General features: G+C 65.2%; 21 protein-coding genes. 12 read left to right on the top strand and 9 right to left on the bottom strand.

Going from position 1 to position 15,015, the window contains the following annotated elements:
* Window positions 1-47: 47 nt before the first annotated feature.
* Together F7P65_RS05000 and F7P65_RS04995 are read left to right on the top strand one after the other, a co-directional pair.
* Entirely contained in the window at window positions 48-1,064 is a 1,017-nt protein-coding gene (locus tag F7P65_RS05000) for a 50S ribosomal protein L11 methyltransferase (RefSeq protein WP_150290652.1), read from the top strand.
* A 26-nt stretch (window positions 1,065-1,090) separates the two neighbouring features.
* Entirely contained in the window at window positions 1,091-1,810 is a 720-nt protein-coding gene (locus F7P65_RS04995; RefSeq protein WP_150290651.1) for a dienelactone hydrolase family protein, read from the top strand.
* Between the two features lie 27 nt (window positions 1,811-1,837).
* On the opposite strand, the gene F7P65_RS04990 is transcribed toward F7P65_RS04995, so the two are convergent.
* Both F7P65_RS04990 and F7P65_RS04985 read right to left on the bottom strand, forming a co-directional pair.
* A complete protein-coding gene (locus F7P65_RS04990) occupies window positions 1,838-2,971 on the bottom strand; it encodes a M14 family metallopeptidase (RefSeq protein ID WP_150290650.1) in 1,134 nt (377 codons plus the stop codon).
* Window positions 2,968-3,567: a DUF4136 domain-containing protein gene (locus F7P65_RS04985; protein WP_162854536.1), complete on the bottom strand. Its 600-nt coding sequence runs from the start codon at window positions 3,565-3,567 to the stop codon at window positions 2,968-2,970. The genes F7P65_RS04990 and F7P65_RS04985 overlap by 4 nt, the downstream gene beginning before the upstream one ends.
* A gap of 200 nt (window positions 3,568-3,767) precedes the next feature.
* Between F7P65_RS04985 and ykgO the strand changes: the two genes are divergently transcribed.
* Together ykgO and F7P65_RS04975 are read left to right on the top strand one after the other, a co-directional pair.
* On the top strand, window positions 3,768-3,893 hold the full coding sequence (gene ykgO / locus F7P65_RS04980; protein WP_004210176.1) for a type B 50S ribosomal protein L36: 126 nt from the start codon (window positions 3,768-3,770) through the stop codon (window positions 3,891-3,893).
* The gene (locus F7P65_RS04975) at window positions 3,894-4,514 is read left to right on the top strand and encodes an HAD family hydrolase (RefSeq protein ID WP_150290648.1); all 621 of its coding nucleotides are present in this window, start codon (window positions 3,894-3,896) and stop codon (window positions 4,512-4,514) included.
* 4 nt (window positions 4,515-4,518) lie between these two features.
* Here F7P65_RS04975 and pyk read toward each other — a convergent pair whose 3' ends face one another.
* Window positions 4,519-5,970 carry a pyruvate kinase gene (pyk, locus tag F7P65_RS04970; protein ID WP_150290647.1) on the bottom strand — a complete coding sequence of 484 codons (1,452 nt, stop codon included), beginning with the start codon at window positions 5,968-5,970 and terminating at the stop codon, window positions 4,519-4,521.
* Between the two features lie 117 nt (window positions 5,971-6,087).
* Here pyk and F7P65_RS04965 point away from each other — a divergent pair, with 117 nt between their 5' ends.
* From F7P65_RS04965 to ruvC, 5 genes are all read left to right on the top strand, one after another.
* Complete coding sequence (locus F7P65_RS04965) at window positions 6,088-6,387, top strand: DUF1244 domain-containing protein (protein ID WP_150290646.1); 300 nt, start codon at window positions 6,088-6,090, stop codon at window positions 6,385-6,387.
* A gap of 39 nt (window positions 6,388-6,426) precedes the next feature.
* Entirely contained in the window at window positions 6,427-6,669 is a 243-nt protein-coding gene (locus F7P65_RS04960; RefSeq protein WP_150290645.1) for a DUF2312 domain-containing protein, read from the top strand.
* Window positions 6,670-6,692: 23 nt separating this feature from the next.
* Complete coding sequence (locus tag F7P65_RS04955) at window positions 6,693-7,019, top strand: heavy metal-binding domain-containing protein (protein ID WP_205451927.1); 327 nt, start codon at window positions 6,693-6,695, stop codon at window positions 7,017-7,019.
* A 96-nt stretch (window positions 7,020-7,115) separates the two neighbouring features.
* Window positions 7,116-7,859, top strand: coding sequence for a YebC/PmpR family DNA-binding transcriptional regulator (locus tag F7P65_RS04950; RefSeq protein WP_150290644.1), 744 nt, complete (start codon window positions 7,116-7,118; stop codon window positions 7,857-7,859).
* Between the two features lie 25 nt (window positions 7,860-7,884).
* Window positions 7,885-8,376, top strand: a complete 492-nt coding sequence (ruvC, locus tag F7P65_RS04945) for a crossover junction endodeoxyribonuclease RuvC (protein ID WP_150290643.1) — start codon at window positions 7,885-7,887, stop codon at window positions 8,374-8,376.
* A 23-nt stretch (window positions 8,377-8,399) separates the two neighbouring features.
* On the opposite strand, the gene F7P65_RS04940 is transcribed toward ruvC, so the two are convergent.
* From F7P65_RS04940 to F7P65_RS04920, 5 genes are all read right to left on the bottom strand, one after another.
* A complete protein-coding gene (locus tag F7P65_RS04940) occupies window positions 8,400-8,678 on the bottom strand; it encodes a DUF2218 domain-containing protein (protein WP_150290642.1) in 279 nt (92 codons plus the stop codon).
* Window positions 8,679-8,681: 3 nt separating this feature from the next.
* A complete protein-coding gene (locus tag F7P65_RS04935) occupies window positions 8,682-9,305 on the bottom strand; it encodes a PadR family transcriptional regulator (protein ID WP_150290641.1) in 624 nt (207 codons plus the stop codon).
* A 158-nt stretch (window positions 9,306-9,463) separates the two neighbouring features.
* Window positions 9,464-10,018: a nucleotide exchange factor GrpE gene (gene grpE, locus F7P65_RS04930; RefSeq protein ID WP_150290640.1), complete on the bottom strand. Its 555-nt coding sequence runs from the start codon at window positions 10,016-10,018 to the stop codon at window positions 9,464-9,466.
* The gene (gene hrcA, locus F7P65_RS04925; protein WP_150290639.1) at window positions 10,015-11,058 is read right to left on the bottom strand and encodes a heat-inducible transcriptional repressor HrcA; all 1,044 of its coding nucleotides are present in this window, start codon (window positions 11,056-11,058) and stop codon (window positions 10,015-10,017) included. Before hrcA ends, grpE begins: the two co-directional genes overlap by 4 nt.
* A gap of 44 nt (window positions 11,059-11,102) precedes the next feature.
* Window positions 11,103-11,615, bottom strand: coding sequence for a DUF6438 domain-containing protein (locus F7P65_RS04920; RefSeq protein WP_150290638.1), 513 nt, complete (start codon window positions 11,613-11,615; stop codon window positions 11,103-11,105).
* A 193-nt stretch (window positions 11,616-11,808) separates the two neighbouring features.
* On the opposite strand from F7P65_RS04920, the gene rph reads away from it, so the two are divergent.
* Together rph and rdgB are read left to right on the top strand one after the other, a co-directional pair.
* Window positions 11,809-12,525: a ribonuclease PH gene (rph, locus tag F7P65_RS04915; RefSeq protein ID WP_150290637.1), complete on the top strand. Its 717-nt coding sequence runs from the start codon at window positions 11,809-11,811 to the stop codon at window positions 12,523-12,525.
* A gap of 1 nt (window position 12,526) precedes the next feature.
* Complete coding sequence (gene rdgB, locus F7P65_RS04910; protein WP_150290636.1) at window positions 12,527-13,156, top strand: RdgB/HAM1 family non-canonical purine NTP pyrophosphatase; 630 nt, start codon at window positions 12,527-12,529, stop codon at window positions 13,154-13,156.
* Window positions 13,157-13,181: 25 nt separating this feature from the next.
* Here rdgB and F7P65_RS04905 read toward each other — a convergent pair whose 3' ends face one another.
* Entirely contained in the window at window positions 13,182-13,838 is a 657-nt protein-coding gene (locus F7P65_RS04905; protein ID WP_162854535.1) for a CAP domain-containing protein, read from the bottom strand.
* On the opposite strand from F7P65_RS04905, the gene hemW reads away from it, so the two are divergent.
* Complete coding sequence (gene hemW, locus F7P65_RS04900) at window positions 13,837-15,012, top strand: radical SAM family heme chaperone HemW (protein ID WP_150290635.1); 1,176 nt, start codon at window positions 13,837-13,839, stop codon at window positions 15,010-15,012. The two genes, F7P65_RS04905 and hemW, sit on opposite strands and share 2 nt — an antisense overlap.
* Window positions 15,013-15,015: the final 3 nt, after the last annotated feature.

Raw genomic sequence — 15,015 nt, 5'->3', positions numbered from 1 at the left:
GGCCGGACCGCTTCCCCTTCCTCCCCCAAAGGTCTAAAGGCGGCGGCATGAACGACGTCGCAACTCCCCCCATTTCGACAGAACCAGTTGCACAAAGCTGGAAAGTCACCCTGCCCTGCACGCGCGCCGAAGCCGAGGCGCTGGACGGGGACATTGCCGCCTTCGCCCTGATGGATCGCCCGCCCGTGCTGATGACGAGCGAGGCGGAACCCGACAATGAGGATAGCTGGCGCCTCGATGCCTATTTCGAAGGCCAGCCCAGCCCCGCCGCGATCAAGCTGCTACGATCGCTGGTGCCCAGTGCGGCGGGCACGAAACCGCTGGTCGAACAATTGCCCGACGAAGATTGGGTGACCTTGAGCCAGCAGGGGCTGGAACCCGTCACTGCCGGCCGTTTCCATGTCCGCAACCTTGCCAGCGACCCGCAGCAGCCCGGCCATGTCAATTTCCTGATCGAGGCGAGTCGCGCCTTCGGTACCGGCCAGCACGAAACCACGGCGGGCTGCCTGACCATGCTCGACCGGATGCGCCGCGTCGGCATGCGCTTCGGCAATGTCGCGGACATCGGCACCGGCACCGGCCTGCTCGCCTTCGCCGCGCTGCATCTCTGGCCCCGCGCCTATGCCACCGCGTCGGACATCGATCCCGTCGCGGTCGAGATCAGCGCGCAAAACGCCGCGGCCAACAGGATTCCGACCGGCAAGGGCCAGGGCCAGCTCGCGCTCTACACGGCGGCGGGCGTGGACCATCCCGCCATCGCCACCCGCGCGCCCTATGACCTGCTGATCGCGAATATCCTCGCCGGTCCGCTGATCGAACTCGCGCCTTCGCTCTGCGCGCTGGTGGAGGAAGGCGGCACCATCGTCCTCGCCGGGCTGCTTCGGGAACAGGCCGATGCGGTGCTGGCCGCCTATCGCGCGCAGGGCATGCGCCTCGCTGAACGCACCGACCGGGGTGACTGGCCGACGCTGCGCCTGCGCAAGCGGCCGCAAATCGGCTGGAAGCGCCCCCGCCGCATCGACAGCCACGCGCGCGGCGAAGCCCCCGGCTTCGGCAGCCTGTAATTTCGCCCACGAACCGGAGCCGATCCATGACCATCACCCGTCGCACCACCGTCCATGAAGGCCCCGGCGGCCTGTTCGAAAGCATGGCCATATTCGACGACGCCGGCTCCGCGCCGCGCCCCGGCATCCTGCTCTTCCCCAACGTGCTGGGCACCAAGGACGCCGATTTCGCTTATGCGGAACGGGTCGCGGCGCTGGGCTACGCCGTCCTCGTCGCGGATGTTTTCGGTCAGGGCAAACGCACCACCCGCGCCGACCCCGATATGGGCCGCTACATGGCCGAACTGAACGCAGACCGTGGGTTGCTGCGCGACCGGGTGAACGCCGTCCATGCCGTGCTGAAATCGCTGGCCGAGGCGGATGAGCGCCGGACCGCCGCCATCGGCTTCTGCTTCGGCGGCAAATGCGTGCTCGATCTTGCCCGTTCGGGCGCCGACATGGCGGGCGGCGTCAGCTTCCACGGCGTTTATGACGCGCCGCCCTTTCCGTCTGCGAAGATCGGCGCGAAGCTGCTGGTCTGCCATGGCTGGAACGACCCCATCGCCCCGCCCGAGGCCACCGTCGCGCTGGCGAAGGAACTGACCGACGCCGGCTGCGACTGGCAGATCCACGCCTATGGCCATACCGGCCACGCCTTCACCGACCATGACGTGGACATGCCGGAAAAGGGGCTGGCCTATCAGCCGGACGCCGACCGCCGCAGCTTCCGCTCCATGGTGGATTTTCTGGGCGATCTGTTCGCCTGAGGGGGAGGGGGATTGATCCCCCTCCCCCTATCCGATCTCGTCGACCATCTCCGCCAGCACCGCCAGGCAATCCTTGGCGAGTTGCATCGACCGTGCCGGCGACCAGCCGAAATCAGGGTCGGGCAGGTCGTCATTATCCTTGAACGGCATTTCCAGCGTCATCGCCACCGCGCCGAAACGCTCGGCCAACTGATTGGTCGACATGGACAGGTTCGCCTTGCCCTCTGACGCCACGGGATAGCCTTTCTTCGTCTGGAAGTCGGGCGTCCTGGCGGCCAGCGTGTCGCGGTAGCGGCGATACAGGCCCAGTTGCCGTTCGGTGATGGAGGGAATCCCCTCGAACCCCGCCAGGAACACGGCCGCGATCGCCTCATCGCCATGCACGTCCATGGCGAAATCCACGCCCGCCTCGTCCATCGCGGCGCGCACCAGATGGACTTCCGGGCTCTTCTCCATCGATGGCTCATGCCATTCGCGGTTGAGGTTGATGCCCACCGCGTTGGTCCGCAAATGGCCGCGGCGGCTGCCGTCGGGGTTCATGTTCGGCACGATGTAGAAGGTCGCCTTCTGCCGCAGCAGCCGGGCCACGGCATCCTCTTCGTCGCAGAGCCGCTCCAGCGCCCCTTCCATCCACCATTCGGCCATGGTTTCGCCCGGATGTTGGCGGGCATAGAGCCAGACCTTCTTCGGCCCGTCGCCCAGCACCAGCAGGTCAAGCGGCTGCTTGTCGAGCGTCAGCCCCAGTTCCCGATGCTCCACCCCCGGCTGCGACGCGGCCCAGGCGACCAGATCATGGTGTCGTTCCATCGAATAGGGCGCGAAATAGGCCAACCACACCGCATTGGCGTCCGGCGACAGGCGAATCGTCAGCGTGCCGTCAGCATAGCGGGTGTCGGCCAGCATCCAGTTCTCGCGATCCTCGCTGAACCGCGCCTTGTACCCTGCCCAGCCATCGGGATAGGCCGACGCGCCGCAATTGGTGATCGCCAGCTCGACCTCCCGCCCGGCCACGCCCGCCACGCGGAAGTGGAACCATTGGTAGAAGTCGCTCTGCCGGTCCTTGACGATCTCCAGCTCGGCGCGGACGCCGGACGGGCTATCGTTCAGGGAAACAAGGCGAATATTGCCGCTATCGAAAGCGCTTGTGATCGAGATGGTCATCGGACGGTTATAGTCCGGCCCGATTCCCCCGGATAGCCCCCGAGGAGCGCGGCGGCGAGCTTCTGCGCCGCCAGCCCCGGCTGCGAAGCGGGCGTGCCTTCCCGCGCCTGCGTCTGGGCGCGGCCTTCCCAGACGGTCGTCGAATCGGCGCGGCGACGGATCTGCACCTGCAATTCGGTGACCACCTGTCCCTTGGGCTTGCCCGACAGGTTGATGCCGATCCCAAGGCCAAGGCCGGAATAGCCGTGGCTGCCCACAGCCCCGCCCATGCCGACGCTTACCGGCTTGCCATTATTGCCATAGTCGTTGGGTTCCCGGAAGGTCCGGCGGAAGCCCACCAGCGCGACATAGTCGCTCTTCGCGCCCTCCCCGGCTGCGGTGAAGCCCGCCCGCTGCAATTCCTGGTCGACGGCGGCGGCATAGGTGCGGAATTCCAGGCCGACATCGGGATTTCCGGCCATTTCCTCGACCGCGATGGTGCCGCTGCGCGCGGGATTATCGATATGGAAACGCGTGACCTCCACAGGCGGAACGGCCGTGGCGCAGGCGCTCAAGCCCAAGGCAAGCAGGGAAGGAAAGACGATCTTTTTCAACATGGACGAAACTCCAGGGGGTGACATCCTCTACACGACACCGAAACGCTAATCCCCTAAAAGCTTTGAAGCCATGGATTTGCTGGACGGGGGATGAACGGCGGCAAAATGCGGGTAGTCACCCTTGACTTTCAGCCGCCTCGCCCATAGGGGCTGCGCTTCGATTTTTCGATCACGCAAGATTCATTCATAAGGCTGGTTCCATGAAGATCCGCAATTCGCTCAAGTCGCTCAAGGGCCGTCACCGGGATAACCGCGTGATCCGCCGTCGCGGCCGCACCTATGTCATCAACAAGACCAACCGCCGCTTCAAGGCCCGCCAGGGTTAATTGACGGCGGAAATTGCCGCCGTCATCTTCGACGTCGGCAATGTCCTGTACCGCTGGAACCCTCGGGTTCTGTACGAGCGCCTGATCGACGACGATCGGGCGCTCGACGCGTTTCTTCGCGATGTGGTGACGCTGGACTGGCATTTCCAGCATGACCAGGGCCGTCCCTTCGCCGAAACCAGCGCCGAACTGATCGCCTGCCACCCCGAGCGCGCCGACCTGATTCGCCTGTGGGGCGAAACATTCATCGACAGCGTCGGTCCCGCGGTCGAGGGCATGCCCGAAATCGTGCGCGACCTGTGCGATAGCGGCATTCCGCTCTTCGCCATCACCAATTTCAGTGCGGAATTCTGGCCGCCGTTCCAGGCCCGGGAAGCAGCGATGTTCGCGCCCTTTCGCGACATCGTCGTCTCCGGCGTGGAAAAGCTGGTGAAGCCCGATCCTGCCATCTACCGACTCGCGCTCGACCGGTTCGGACTGCGCGGGGAACAGGCGCTGTTCATCGACGACCGCGCGGAAAACATCGTCGCGGCGCAGGCCGAGGGACTGCGCGGCCACCTTTTCCGCGACGCAGCCACGCTGCGCCGCGAACTGACCGCGCTCGACCTGATTCAGCCCTAGGTGTTTAGTCCCGGCCTCGCAGCTCATCCCCGCGAATCGCGGCGACGTGCAGCACATTGGTCGAGCCCGGCGTCCCGAACGGCACGCCCGCCAACACGACGATCTTGCCGCCCTTCTCGACCATGTCGTGCCGCAGCGCCATGCGCCGGGCCTTGCCGATCATCTCCTCGAACGTGCCGATATCCTTGGTCCGCACCGCGTAGACGCCCCAGGTCAGCCCCAGCTTGCGCGCCGTATCCTGACGCGGCGTCAGCGCCAGGATCGGCGTCATGGGCCGCTCGCGCGCCACGCGCCGGACCGTGCTGCCCGAGGAGGTGAAGCAGGTGATCGCGCTCGCCCCGACCACGGACACGATGCTGCCCGCACCCTCCGCCAGAGCGTCGGCGGTGGTCGGATCGGGCTTCGTCTCGGTATAATGCAGCCGCCCGAAATAGCCCGGATCGCGCTCGACGCTGTGGGCGATGCTGTCCATCATCGATACCGCTTCCACCGGCCAGTCACCCGCCGCCGTTTCGGCCGACAGCATGATGGCGTCCGCCCCGTCATAGACCGCCGTCGCCACGTCCGACACTTCGGCGCGGGTCGGCGTCGGCGCCTTGATCATCGATTCGAGCATCTGCGTCGCCACCACGACCGGACGGCCCATGCGCCGCGCCGCCGCGACGATCTGCTTCTGGAGCGGCGGCACCGCCTGCGGCGGCAATTCCACGCCCAGATCGCCGCGCGCCACCATCACGCCATCGGCCAGTTCGATGATCTCCTCCAGCCGTTGCACGGCGGCGGGCTTCTCGATCTTCGCCATCAGCGCGCCATAGCCGCCCATCAGCTTGCGCGCCTCGGCCAGATCCTCCGGCCGTTGCACGAAGCTCAAGGCGATCCAGTCACAGCCGTGCTCCACCGCGAAACTGAGGTCGCGCCGGTCCTTTTCGGTCAGCGCCGGGACCGGCACGACGACATCGGGCACATTGACGCCCTTGCGGTTGGAAAGCGTGCCGCCGACCTCGACCACCGTATCGATGCGGTCGTCCGCCACCTTCTTGACGCGCAGCACCATCTTGCCGTCATCCAGCAAAAGCCGGGTTTCGGGGACCAGCGCCGCATAGATTTCCGGATGGGGCAGGTTGACCCGCCTGGCGTCGCCCGGCGCGGGATCGCTGTCCAGCACGAAGGACGCCCCCGTCTCCAGCACCGCCTGTTCGCGCTCGAACGTCCCGACACGCAGCTTCGGTCCCTGAAGGTCGCCCAGGATCGTCGTCGGGCGCCCGAATTCCTTTTCCAGCGCCCGGATCGCGGCGATGCGCGCGGCATGATCCTCATGCGCGCCATGGCTCATATTGATGCGGAAGGCATCGGCCCCGGCGACGAACAGCGCCCGGATCATGTCCGGGCTGTCGCTCGCGGGGCCAAGGGTCGCGAGGATGCGGACCTTGCGCGAACGGGGCGGTAATCTTGTCATTCCCAAACTCCTGCCCAAACTCCTGACCCTCATGGCCGCCTCTGGTTTGCCAGGGCGCGGTTTTCGATTATCCGTACTGCAAGACAGGATGATGTAGATCAGCGAAAGGGTTCCGCCGTGAGCGACACCATACTCAGCGACGCAGTCGCCGCAACCGCCTTCCGACGACTGGTGGCGCATTTGCAGCACCGCACCGACGTTCAGAATATCGATCTGATGGGCTTGGCGGGTTTTTGCCGCAATTGCCTGGCCGACTGGATCGCCGAGGCCGACGGAACGCTCGGCAGGGATGAAGCGCGGGCGATCATCCACGGCATGCCCTTTGCCGAGTGGAAGGCCCGCTATCAGGGCGAGGCGACGCCCGAACAGATCGCAAGAATGCAGGAGAGTGTGGCGAAGAACGCCGACAATCATTAGGAGCCTGTGCCGACCGATTCACACTGACTGGAGATTCTCATGAGCGATGGCAATGTCGCCGCCGAACAGCTACGCCTTTTCATCGAGCGCATCGAACGCCTGGAAGAGGAAAAGAAGGGCATCGCGGACGATATCAAGGACGTCTATCTGGAAGCCAAGGCCAATGGCTATGATGTGAAGACGATGCGGTCGATCGTGCGCCTGCGCAAGATGGAGCGCAACGCCCGCATGGAAGCCGAAGCGCTGCTGGAAACCTACAAAAGCGCTTTGGGCCTGGAATAACCCCACGACAAAGGAGAGTGCCCATGTCCGAGATGATCGTCAGCACCACGCCCACTTTGGAGGGGCGTCCTGCGAAGGAATATCTCGGCATCGTCACCGGCGAGGTGATCGTGGGCGCCAATCTCTTCCGCGACCTGTTCGCCAGCGTCCGCGACATCGTCGGCGGGCGCTCGGGCGCTTATGAGGATGTGCTTCAGCGCGCCCGCGAACAGGCGATCGGGGAAATGCGGATGCGCGCCGCCACGCTGGGCGCCAATGCCGTGGTCGGCGTCGACCTCGATTATGAGACGGTGGGGTCAAGCGGATCGATGCTGATGGTCACGGCTTCGGGCACGGCCATCCTCTATTGATCCTCTGCTATTGACCCTCTGGCAGTTGCCCTTTGGGCGCCCGCTGGTGTAAGGGCGCCCATCGATCTTCAACCGGCAGACAAGAATTCAGGATCCATGGCAGGCCATTCCAAATTCAAGAACATCATGCATCGCAAGGGCGCGCAGGACAAGAAGCGCTCCTCGATGTTCTCCAAGCTGAGCCGCGAAATCACCGTGGCGGCCAAGATGGGCATGCCCGACCCGGACATGAACCCGCGCCTTCGCCTGGCGGTCAACGCCGCCAAGGCGCAGTCCATGCCCAAGGACAATATCCAGCGCGCCATCGACAAGGCCATCGGCGGCGACACGGAGAATTACGAGGAAATCCGCTATGAGGGCTATGGCCCCGGCGGCGTCGCCATCATCGTCGAGGCGCTGACCGACAACCGCAACCGCACCGCGACCAATGTGCGCACCGCCTTTTCGAAGAATGGCGGCAATATGGGCGCGTCGGGCGCGGTGAGCCATGGTTTCGACCGGATGGGCCTCATCACCTATCCGGCGAGCGCGGGCGATGCCGACGCGATCTTCGAAGCGGCGCTGGAAGCGGGCGCGGAGGACGTGTCCTCCAACGAAGACGAGCATGAAATCTGGACCGCCATGGACGCACTGCACGAAGTCGCCAAGGGTCTGGAAGCCAAGCTCGGCCCGGCGGAAGGCGCCAAGCTCGCCTGGAAGCCGCAGACCACCGTCGAGGTCGACGAAAGCAACGCCGCGACGCTGATGAAGCTGGTCGACACGCTGGAAGACGATGACGACGTCCAGACCGTCTGGGGCAATTACGAAGTCTCCGACGAGGTCATGGAGAAGCTGGGCTGAAAATCCCGGCCCACAGGATCAGACCATGATTATCCTGGGATTGGACCCCGGCCTTGGCACCACCGGCTGGGGTCTGATCGCTGCGGACGGCAACCGTCTGACCCATATCGCCAATGGGCAGATCAAGACCGATTCCGACATGGCGCTGGCCAGCCGCCTGCTGGTGCTGGACCTGGCGCTGACCGACCTCATCCTTGAACATCAGCCCAATGGCGCGGCGGTCGAGGAGGTGTTCGTCAATGTGAACCCGCAATCGACGCTGAAACTGGGCCAGGCGCGCGGCGTCGTGCTGCTGGCGGCGTCCCGATCCGGCATGGAAGTCGGCGAATATGCCGCCCGGCTGGTCAAGAAATCGGTGGTCGGCGTCGGCAACGCGTCCAAGGATCAGGTCCACGCCATGGTATCCCGCCTTCTCCCCGGCGCGAAGGTGGCCGGGCCGGACGCGTCCGACGCGCTGGCCGTCGCCATCACCCATGCCCATCATCTGGCGAGCGCCCGGCGAATCCCGCGCAAATAGGACGAGCGCAGTCCCCCCCGATTTTATTGCCAGTCGAAGGTCAGCGGCGCTTCGCGGAAGGCGAAGCGGTCGAGATGGTCCGCGACCACCTGCTTGAAGCGTTCGACATCGGCGCCCTCCCCTGGCTCGATGGTGACGGTCAGGGCCTCAGTTCCTGCCGCCATGCGGATCGGTCCCATCGGAAAGGCGATCACGCCCTGTTCCGCATCGAACTGCGTGTCGAACTTGTGCCCCCAATGCTTGCAGAGTTGCTGGAGATAGCGGCTGGCATTGGGCGTCGGCACATGCGCGGTCAAATTCATGGGTTACAGCCTTTCGATCTTGCTGGCGGCCTCATCGATCAACGACGCGACATCGAACATGGTCTGGGCATCGGCCCCTTCCTTTTCAAGCCGCGCCCGGACCGCCATGCCCAGATTGTGCATCGCCCGCCGGATCGGCGCGCCGTCGACGCGATCGGCCTTCTGCGCCAGCGATTGCAGCCGGTCCATGACCTCGTGCACGCTTGCGTCATGCTCGGCGAGATGGGCCGTGCCCGCGTCGGTGATAGCGAAGAGCTTGCGGCTGCCTTCGCCCGGCTGCTCGGCGATCAGTTCCATCTCCGCCAGCAATGTCAGCGTCGGATAGACCACGCCCGGGCTGGGCGCATAGACCTCGCCCGACAGAGCCTGGATCTCGCGGATCAGGTCATAGCCGTGCCGCGGGCTGTCCGCGATCAGCTTCAGCAGGAGGAGCTTGAGCGCATCGTTGCTGAACAGGCGCCGACGCCCGCCGCTACGCCCGCCCCGACCGCCGCCCCCGAAAGGCCCGCCTTCGAAACGCCCGCCAAAACCGCCGCCAAAGGGACCGCGCTCGAAACCTTCCGGCCCGAAAAAGCGGCCGTGGCCGAAACCGCGACGTCCGCCGCGATGATGATGATGAAAATGCATATGAAACTCTCTTAATTGGCTCATGACGCATTTAGATATATCTTAAAAATGTCGTCGTCAAGATTTACGATATATCTTTTCTGCCGCGGCTACCCAAAGAAGAAGGCCCGCCGGGCACAGGGTCCGGCGGGCCTTCACATTTTCAAATCGGCAGGCGGTCAGTCGGGCTTCTTCGCCACGCTGACCAGCGCAGGGCGCAGCAGCCGATCCTTGATCGTGTAGCCTGCCTGCATCTCGACCAGCACCGTGCCCGGCTCCGCATCGGCGGAGGGCACTTCCATCATCGCCTGATGCTTGTTGGGATCGAGCGGCTGGCCGACCGACTCCAGCTTCTCAATGCCGTTGCGGCCAAAAACGGCCTCCAGCTCGCGGCCGGTGGCTTCAAGCCCCGCGACCAGCCCCTTGAACTTCTCGTCCTCGCGCAGGTCGGCGGGAATCGCCTGGAGCGCGCGCCCCAGATTGTCCGCCACCGACAGCATGTCGCGGGCGAAGGACGTCGCGGCATAGGAACGCGCGTCAGCCAGCTCCTTTTCCAGCCGGCGCCGCACATTCTGCGTCTCGGCATGGGCGTAGAGGACGTCCTGCTTGGCCGTCGCCAGCTCGCTTTCCAACGCAGCGATCTTTTCCGCCGCCGCGTCGCCAGCCGGCGCCGCATCCTCGGGCAGTTCGTCCACGACTTCGGTATTTTCGATATTCCGTTTTTCTTCGCTCATCTCATCAATCTCGAAAGCGTCTGGGCAGTGAAGTCCACCATGGGGATCACCCGCGCATAGTTCAAGCGCGTCGGCCCGATTACGCCGACAACGCCCACCACCCGGCCGTCACCGCCCCGGTATGGCGCGGCTATGACCGAAGAACCCGACAGGGAAAAGAGCTTGTTTTCCGAGCCGATGAAGATTTTGGTCGCGCTGCCCGCCAGCGCGCTTTCCAGCAGGTGCGAAATCTCCTGCTTGCCCTCAAGCTGTTCGAGCAGCTGGCGCACCCGCTCCAGATCGGCGGCGGTGCCATCATCCAGCAGATGCGCCTGCCCGCGGACGATCAGCACGGGACGCTCACCGGCATCCTGCGACCAGATGGCTATGCCGCGCGCCACCAGTTCCCGCGCCGCGCCCTGAAGCGCGTGACGCTCATTCTCCAGTTCGCGCTGGAGGGTCTCGCCCGCCTGCGCCAGCGTCATACCGCCGAAGCGCGCCGACATGAAATTGGCGGCCTCGTTCAACATCATCGGCGTCACGCCGACGGGCAGATCGACCATGCGATTCTCGATGGACCCGTCCTGCCCCACCAGCACGGCCAAAGCCTGCCGCTCGTTCAGCGGCACGAAACCGAATTGCCGCAGCACCGGCTCGCGCTTGGGCACCATCACGATCCCCGCGCAGGCGGACAGCCCCGACAGCGCCGCCGTCGCCGCCGACAGGGCCTCCTCGATCGGTCCGCCTTCGGAAATCCCCGCCTCGATCGCGCGCCGTTCCTCCATCGAAGGCTCCGCCGCCTGCATCATGCCGTCGACGAAGAGCCGGAGGCCGGTCTCGGTCGGCATCCGTCCCGCAGAGGTATGCGGCGCGGCGAGCAGGCCCAGTTCCTCCAGATCCTGCATCACATTGCGGATCGAGGCGGGCGACAGGCTGAGGCTCGCCATCTTGCTGAGCGTGCGCGAGGCGACGGGCAGCCCGGTCCCGAGATAGCTCTCGACCACCAGGCGGAAAACGTCGCGCGCCCGCTCGTTCAGCTCAGTGATCGGGGTGATCGCCATGGGGCTTATCTAGGCAAGCATCGCCGCGCGCTCAAGCCCGCCCGTCACTTGCCCTTCGCGGTGGGTTTCACCATCGCGGCGATGTCCAGCATTTTGGGGATGGACGCGATGGTCGCGCGCAGCTTGCCATAGCCCGCGTCCATGCAGCCCGACTGGAATTCCAGCCGCGTCGGCTCCGCATCGCCGCGCGTCCATTCGATCACATAGCCCGGCATGTCGGTGGCGAAGCGGGCGCAATTCTCGCCATGCCCGATCCGCTTCGACGTACCCTGCGCGGGCCGGAACTGGGCCAGCGCCGCGCGAAAACGGCGATATTGCAGCGGGGTCACGGTAAAGCGTGTCGGTCCCGGAATGGCGGTAAAACGCTGCGGCTCGATCAGGCCCGACCCGTCCGGCGTCACCTGCAAGCTATAGCTGGGGCAGGCGCCGAAACAGGGGCCCGCGGAAAATTTGATCGTGTCGCCGGCAGCCTTCGGCTTTTCCAGCTCCGCCTGCTCCGTCGCGCAAGCGCCCAGCAGCGCCGTGGCCGCCAAAATCATGATCGCTTTCGTCCCCATGCCCATCCCCTAGCATCTTTGGCGTATATCGCCACTGGCAAGACTGCGCGCCTGCCGCGTTTATTTCGTCGTCGCATCGCTTTTTGCGATGCATTTTTTTGATCCTCGCATCGCTTTTTGCAAAAAACCGGTTCCCACTTTTTTGCGCGATGCTCTAAGCCGCACCCATACAACGCTTCGGAGAAGAAAATTTATGCGTCCTTCCGGCCGCGCGCCCGACCAGATGCGCGAAATCACCATGGAACCCGGCTTCACCATCCATGCCGAGGGCAGCTGCCTCGTCAGCTTCGGTGACACCCGTGTCCTGTGCACCGCCTCCATCGAGGAGAAGGTGCCCCCCTTCCTGCGCGGCAAGGGGTCGGGCTGGGTCACGGCGGAATATGGCATGCTGCCCCGCGCCACCCACACCCGCGGCAGCCGCGAAGCCGCCAAGGGCAAGCAGTCCGGCCGCACCCAGGAAATCCAGCGCCTGATCGGCCGCTCGCTGCGCGCCGTGGTCGACCTGGAAAAGCTGGGCGAGCGTCAGATCGTGGTCGATTGCGACGTGATCCAGGCCGATGGCGGCACCCGCACCGCCGCCATTTCGGGAAGCTGGGTCGCGCTGCGCATCGCCATCGACAAGCTGCTGGCGTCGGGCGCGCTGAAGGCAGACCCCATCGTGCAGAAGGTCGCGGCGATCAGCTGCGGCATCTATAACGGCACGCCGGTCCTCGACCTCGATTATGCCGAGGACAGCAATGCGGAGGCCGACGCCAACCTGATCCTGACCGGCGATGGCAAATTTGCGGAAGTGCAGGCGACCGCAGAAGGCGCTACCTATGATGAGGAAGAGCTGCTCCGCCTGCTGCGCCTCGCCCGTATCGGCTGCGCGCAGATCTTCGCGGCGCAGGATAAGGCTACGGGACGATAAGATGAGCGACGAGTTCGGACAGGAACAGGCGATCCGCAAGCTGGGGCCGGGCAAGCTGGTGATCGCCAGCCACAATCCCGGCAAGGTGCGCGAGATTGGGGAGCTGCTGGCGCCCTATGGCATTGAAACGGTGTCCGCCGCCGCGCTGGACCTGCCCGAACCCGACGAGACCGGCACGACCTTCATCGCCAATGCGGAGCTGAAAGCGATGCAGGCGGCCGACCTGTCCGGCCTGCCCGCGCTGGCCGACGACAGCGGCCTGTGCGTCGAGGCGCTGAACGGCGATCCGGGGATCTTCTCCGCCCGCTGGGCTGGGGAAACCAAGGATTTCGGCCTCGCCATGCAGCTGGTCTGGGACAATATCGAGGCCCAGGGACCGGAAGCGGGCCATGGCGCGCATTTCGTCTGCGCCCTCGCCCTCGCCTGGCCCGATGGTCATGTCGAGGCGTTCGAAGGCCGGGTGGACGGCACGATCACCTGGCCACCGCGCGGCGACAAGGGCTTCGGTTACGATCCGATCTTCCAGCCGCATGGCCACGCCATCAGCTTCGGCGAAATGGAGCCGGCGAAAAAACATGCCATGAGCCACCGTGCCGATGCGTTCGCGCAGCTGGTGGCGGCGATATTCTAAATTGCGCGGGTGAGGGGCAGGCGCCCTACTCCTCACCCCCGGCAAATTGCGGCGGCGTTGCCGGATCGCGATCCAGCGGCCCCATGCCGAACTGGTTGCCCGCCGGAAAATAACGACAAACGAGATAGTCGTAGCTCGGCCCTTCGGCGAGCGCGCAGCCGACCTTGCGCGTGCCGCGCCAGATGATCTGGGTATAATGGCCCACATCTTCCCAGCGCCCGGTCGAACTGAGATCGGGCAGCTTCCCGCTCCGCCGGAAATAGCGCTTCTCATCGAGGAAGGAGCCGAGCATCACCTCATAATCATAAAGGCCCCTTGACCCCATCCAGAGATTTTCGCCGCTGGGAACCGCGCGGCTGGTCCGGGCCGAATGGCGGAAGATATTGGTCCGCGCCATCTCCCGCGCATAGCGCGCCGCGTCCGCCGCCAAGGCGCTGTCCCATGCCAATGGGGCGAGTCCCAGCGATTCACGCTCCTCATTCTGCATGCCCAGCGCAACCTCGCGCAGTAGGCTGTCGTCGCGCGCCGCTTCCTCCATTCCATAATAGGAGGCGGGCATGGCGGGCGGCAGGGGACCTGCCCCACGCGACGGCGCCGCATCGCCCTGACCCGCAACCGCCAGCAAAACGCCTGCCCACGCTAGCCGCGCCGGTCCAAACCGGTTAAGAAGCCCCCCACTCATGTCCCCGACCCCTTTTAAACCTGCTGCGCCTTCGGCCGATCCCATAGCCCTATATGTGCATTGGCCATTTTGCGTTTCCAAATGTCCTTATTGCGATTTTAACAGCCATGTTCGGGCGGACATTGACGAGGATGGCTGGCGCGATGCGCTGCTAGACGATCTGGCCCATGAAGCGGCGCTGAACGGCGGACGGCCGCTCTCCTCGATCTTTTTCGGCGGCGGCACGCCCTCACTGATGCCGCCCCGGATCGTGGAAACGCTGATCGACGCGGCGGGACGCTACTGGCGTCCCACCAGCGACATCGAGATCACGCTGGAGGCCAATCCCAGCTCGGTCGAGGCCGCGCGCTTCGCTGATCTGGCGACGGCGGGCGTGAACCGGGTGTCGCTCGGCCTTCAGGCGCTGGAGGATGAAGCGCTGCATTTTCTGGGCCGCGCCCATGATGTGCGCGAAGGGCTGGCGGCGCTGGACGTCGCGCAATCGGTGTTCGGGCGGGTGAATTTCGACCTCATCTATGCGCGTCCCGGCCAGAGCGAGGCGGATTGGGAAGCGGAACTGGCGCAGGGCCTGTCCTTCGGCACCGATCATCTCTCGCTCTATCAACTGACCATCGAGCCGGGCACCCGTTTCGCGACGCTGGTGGCGCAGGGCAAGCTGACCCCCGCCGACCCGGATCATGCCGCCACCCTCTATGAGCAGACGCAGGCGATGACGGCGGCGGCGGGCATTCCCGCCTACGAGATCAGCAACCACGCCCGGCCGGGGCAGGAAAGCCGCCATAACCTCACCTATTGGCGCTATGGCGACTATGCGGGTGTGGGACCGGGCGCGCATGGCCGGCGCGGCGGGCTGGCGACGCTGCGGCACAAAAAGCCGGAAAACTGGATGAAGGCCGTCACCCGCAACGGCCATGGACTTCAAAGCGAGGAGCCGCTTGCGGCCGAAGACCGGGCGCGGGAAGCGCTGTTGATGGGATTACGGCTGGCGGAAGGCGTGGACCTGGGCCAAATCGCGCGGATGTCGGGCCTGACGGTCGAGGCCCTGGTCGACGGCGGAGCGGTCACGCGGCTCACGGGTCATGGCCTCGTCCGGCAGCGGGGACAGAGGCTGACCGTCGAACCGGCAGGGATGCTGCTGCTCGATGCCATCCTGCCGGAGATCGTGGCGGTCTAACCC

It is taken from the genome of Sphingobium estronivorans, assembly GCF_008692605.1.
Taxonomy (GTDB): Bacteria; Pseudomonadota; Alphaproteobacteria; order Sphingomonadales; family Sphingomonadaceae; genus Sphingobium; species Sphingobium estronivorans.
The sequence above is the reverse complement of the archived record's forward strand: the minus strand, read 5'-3'. Positions and strand labels throughout refer to the sequence as shown.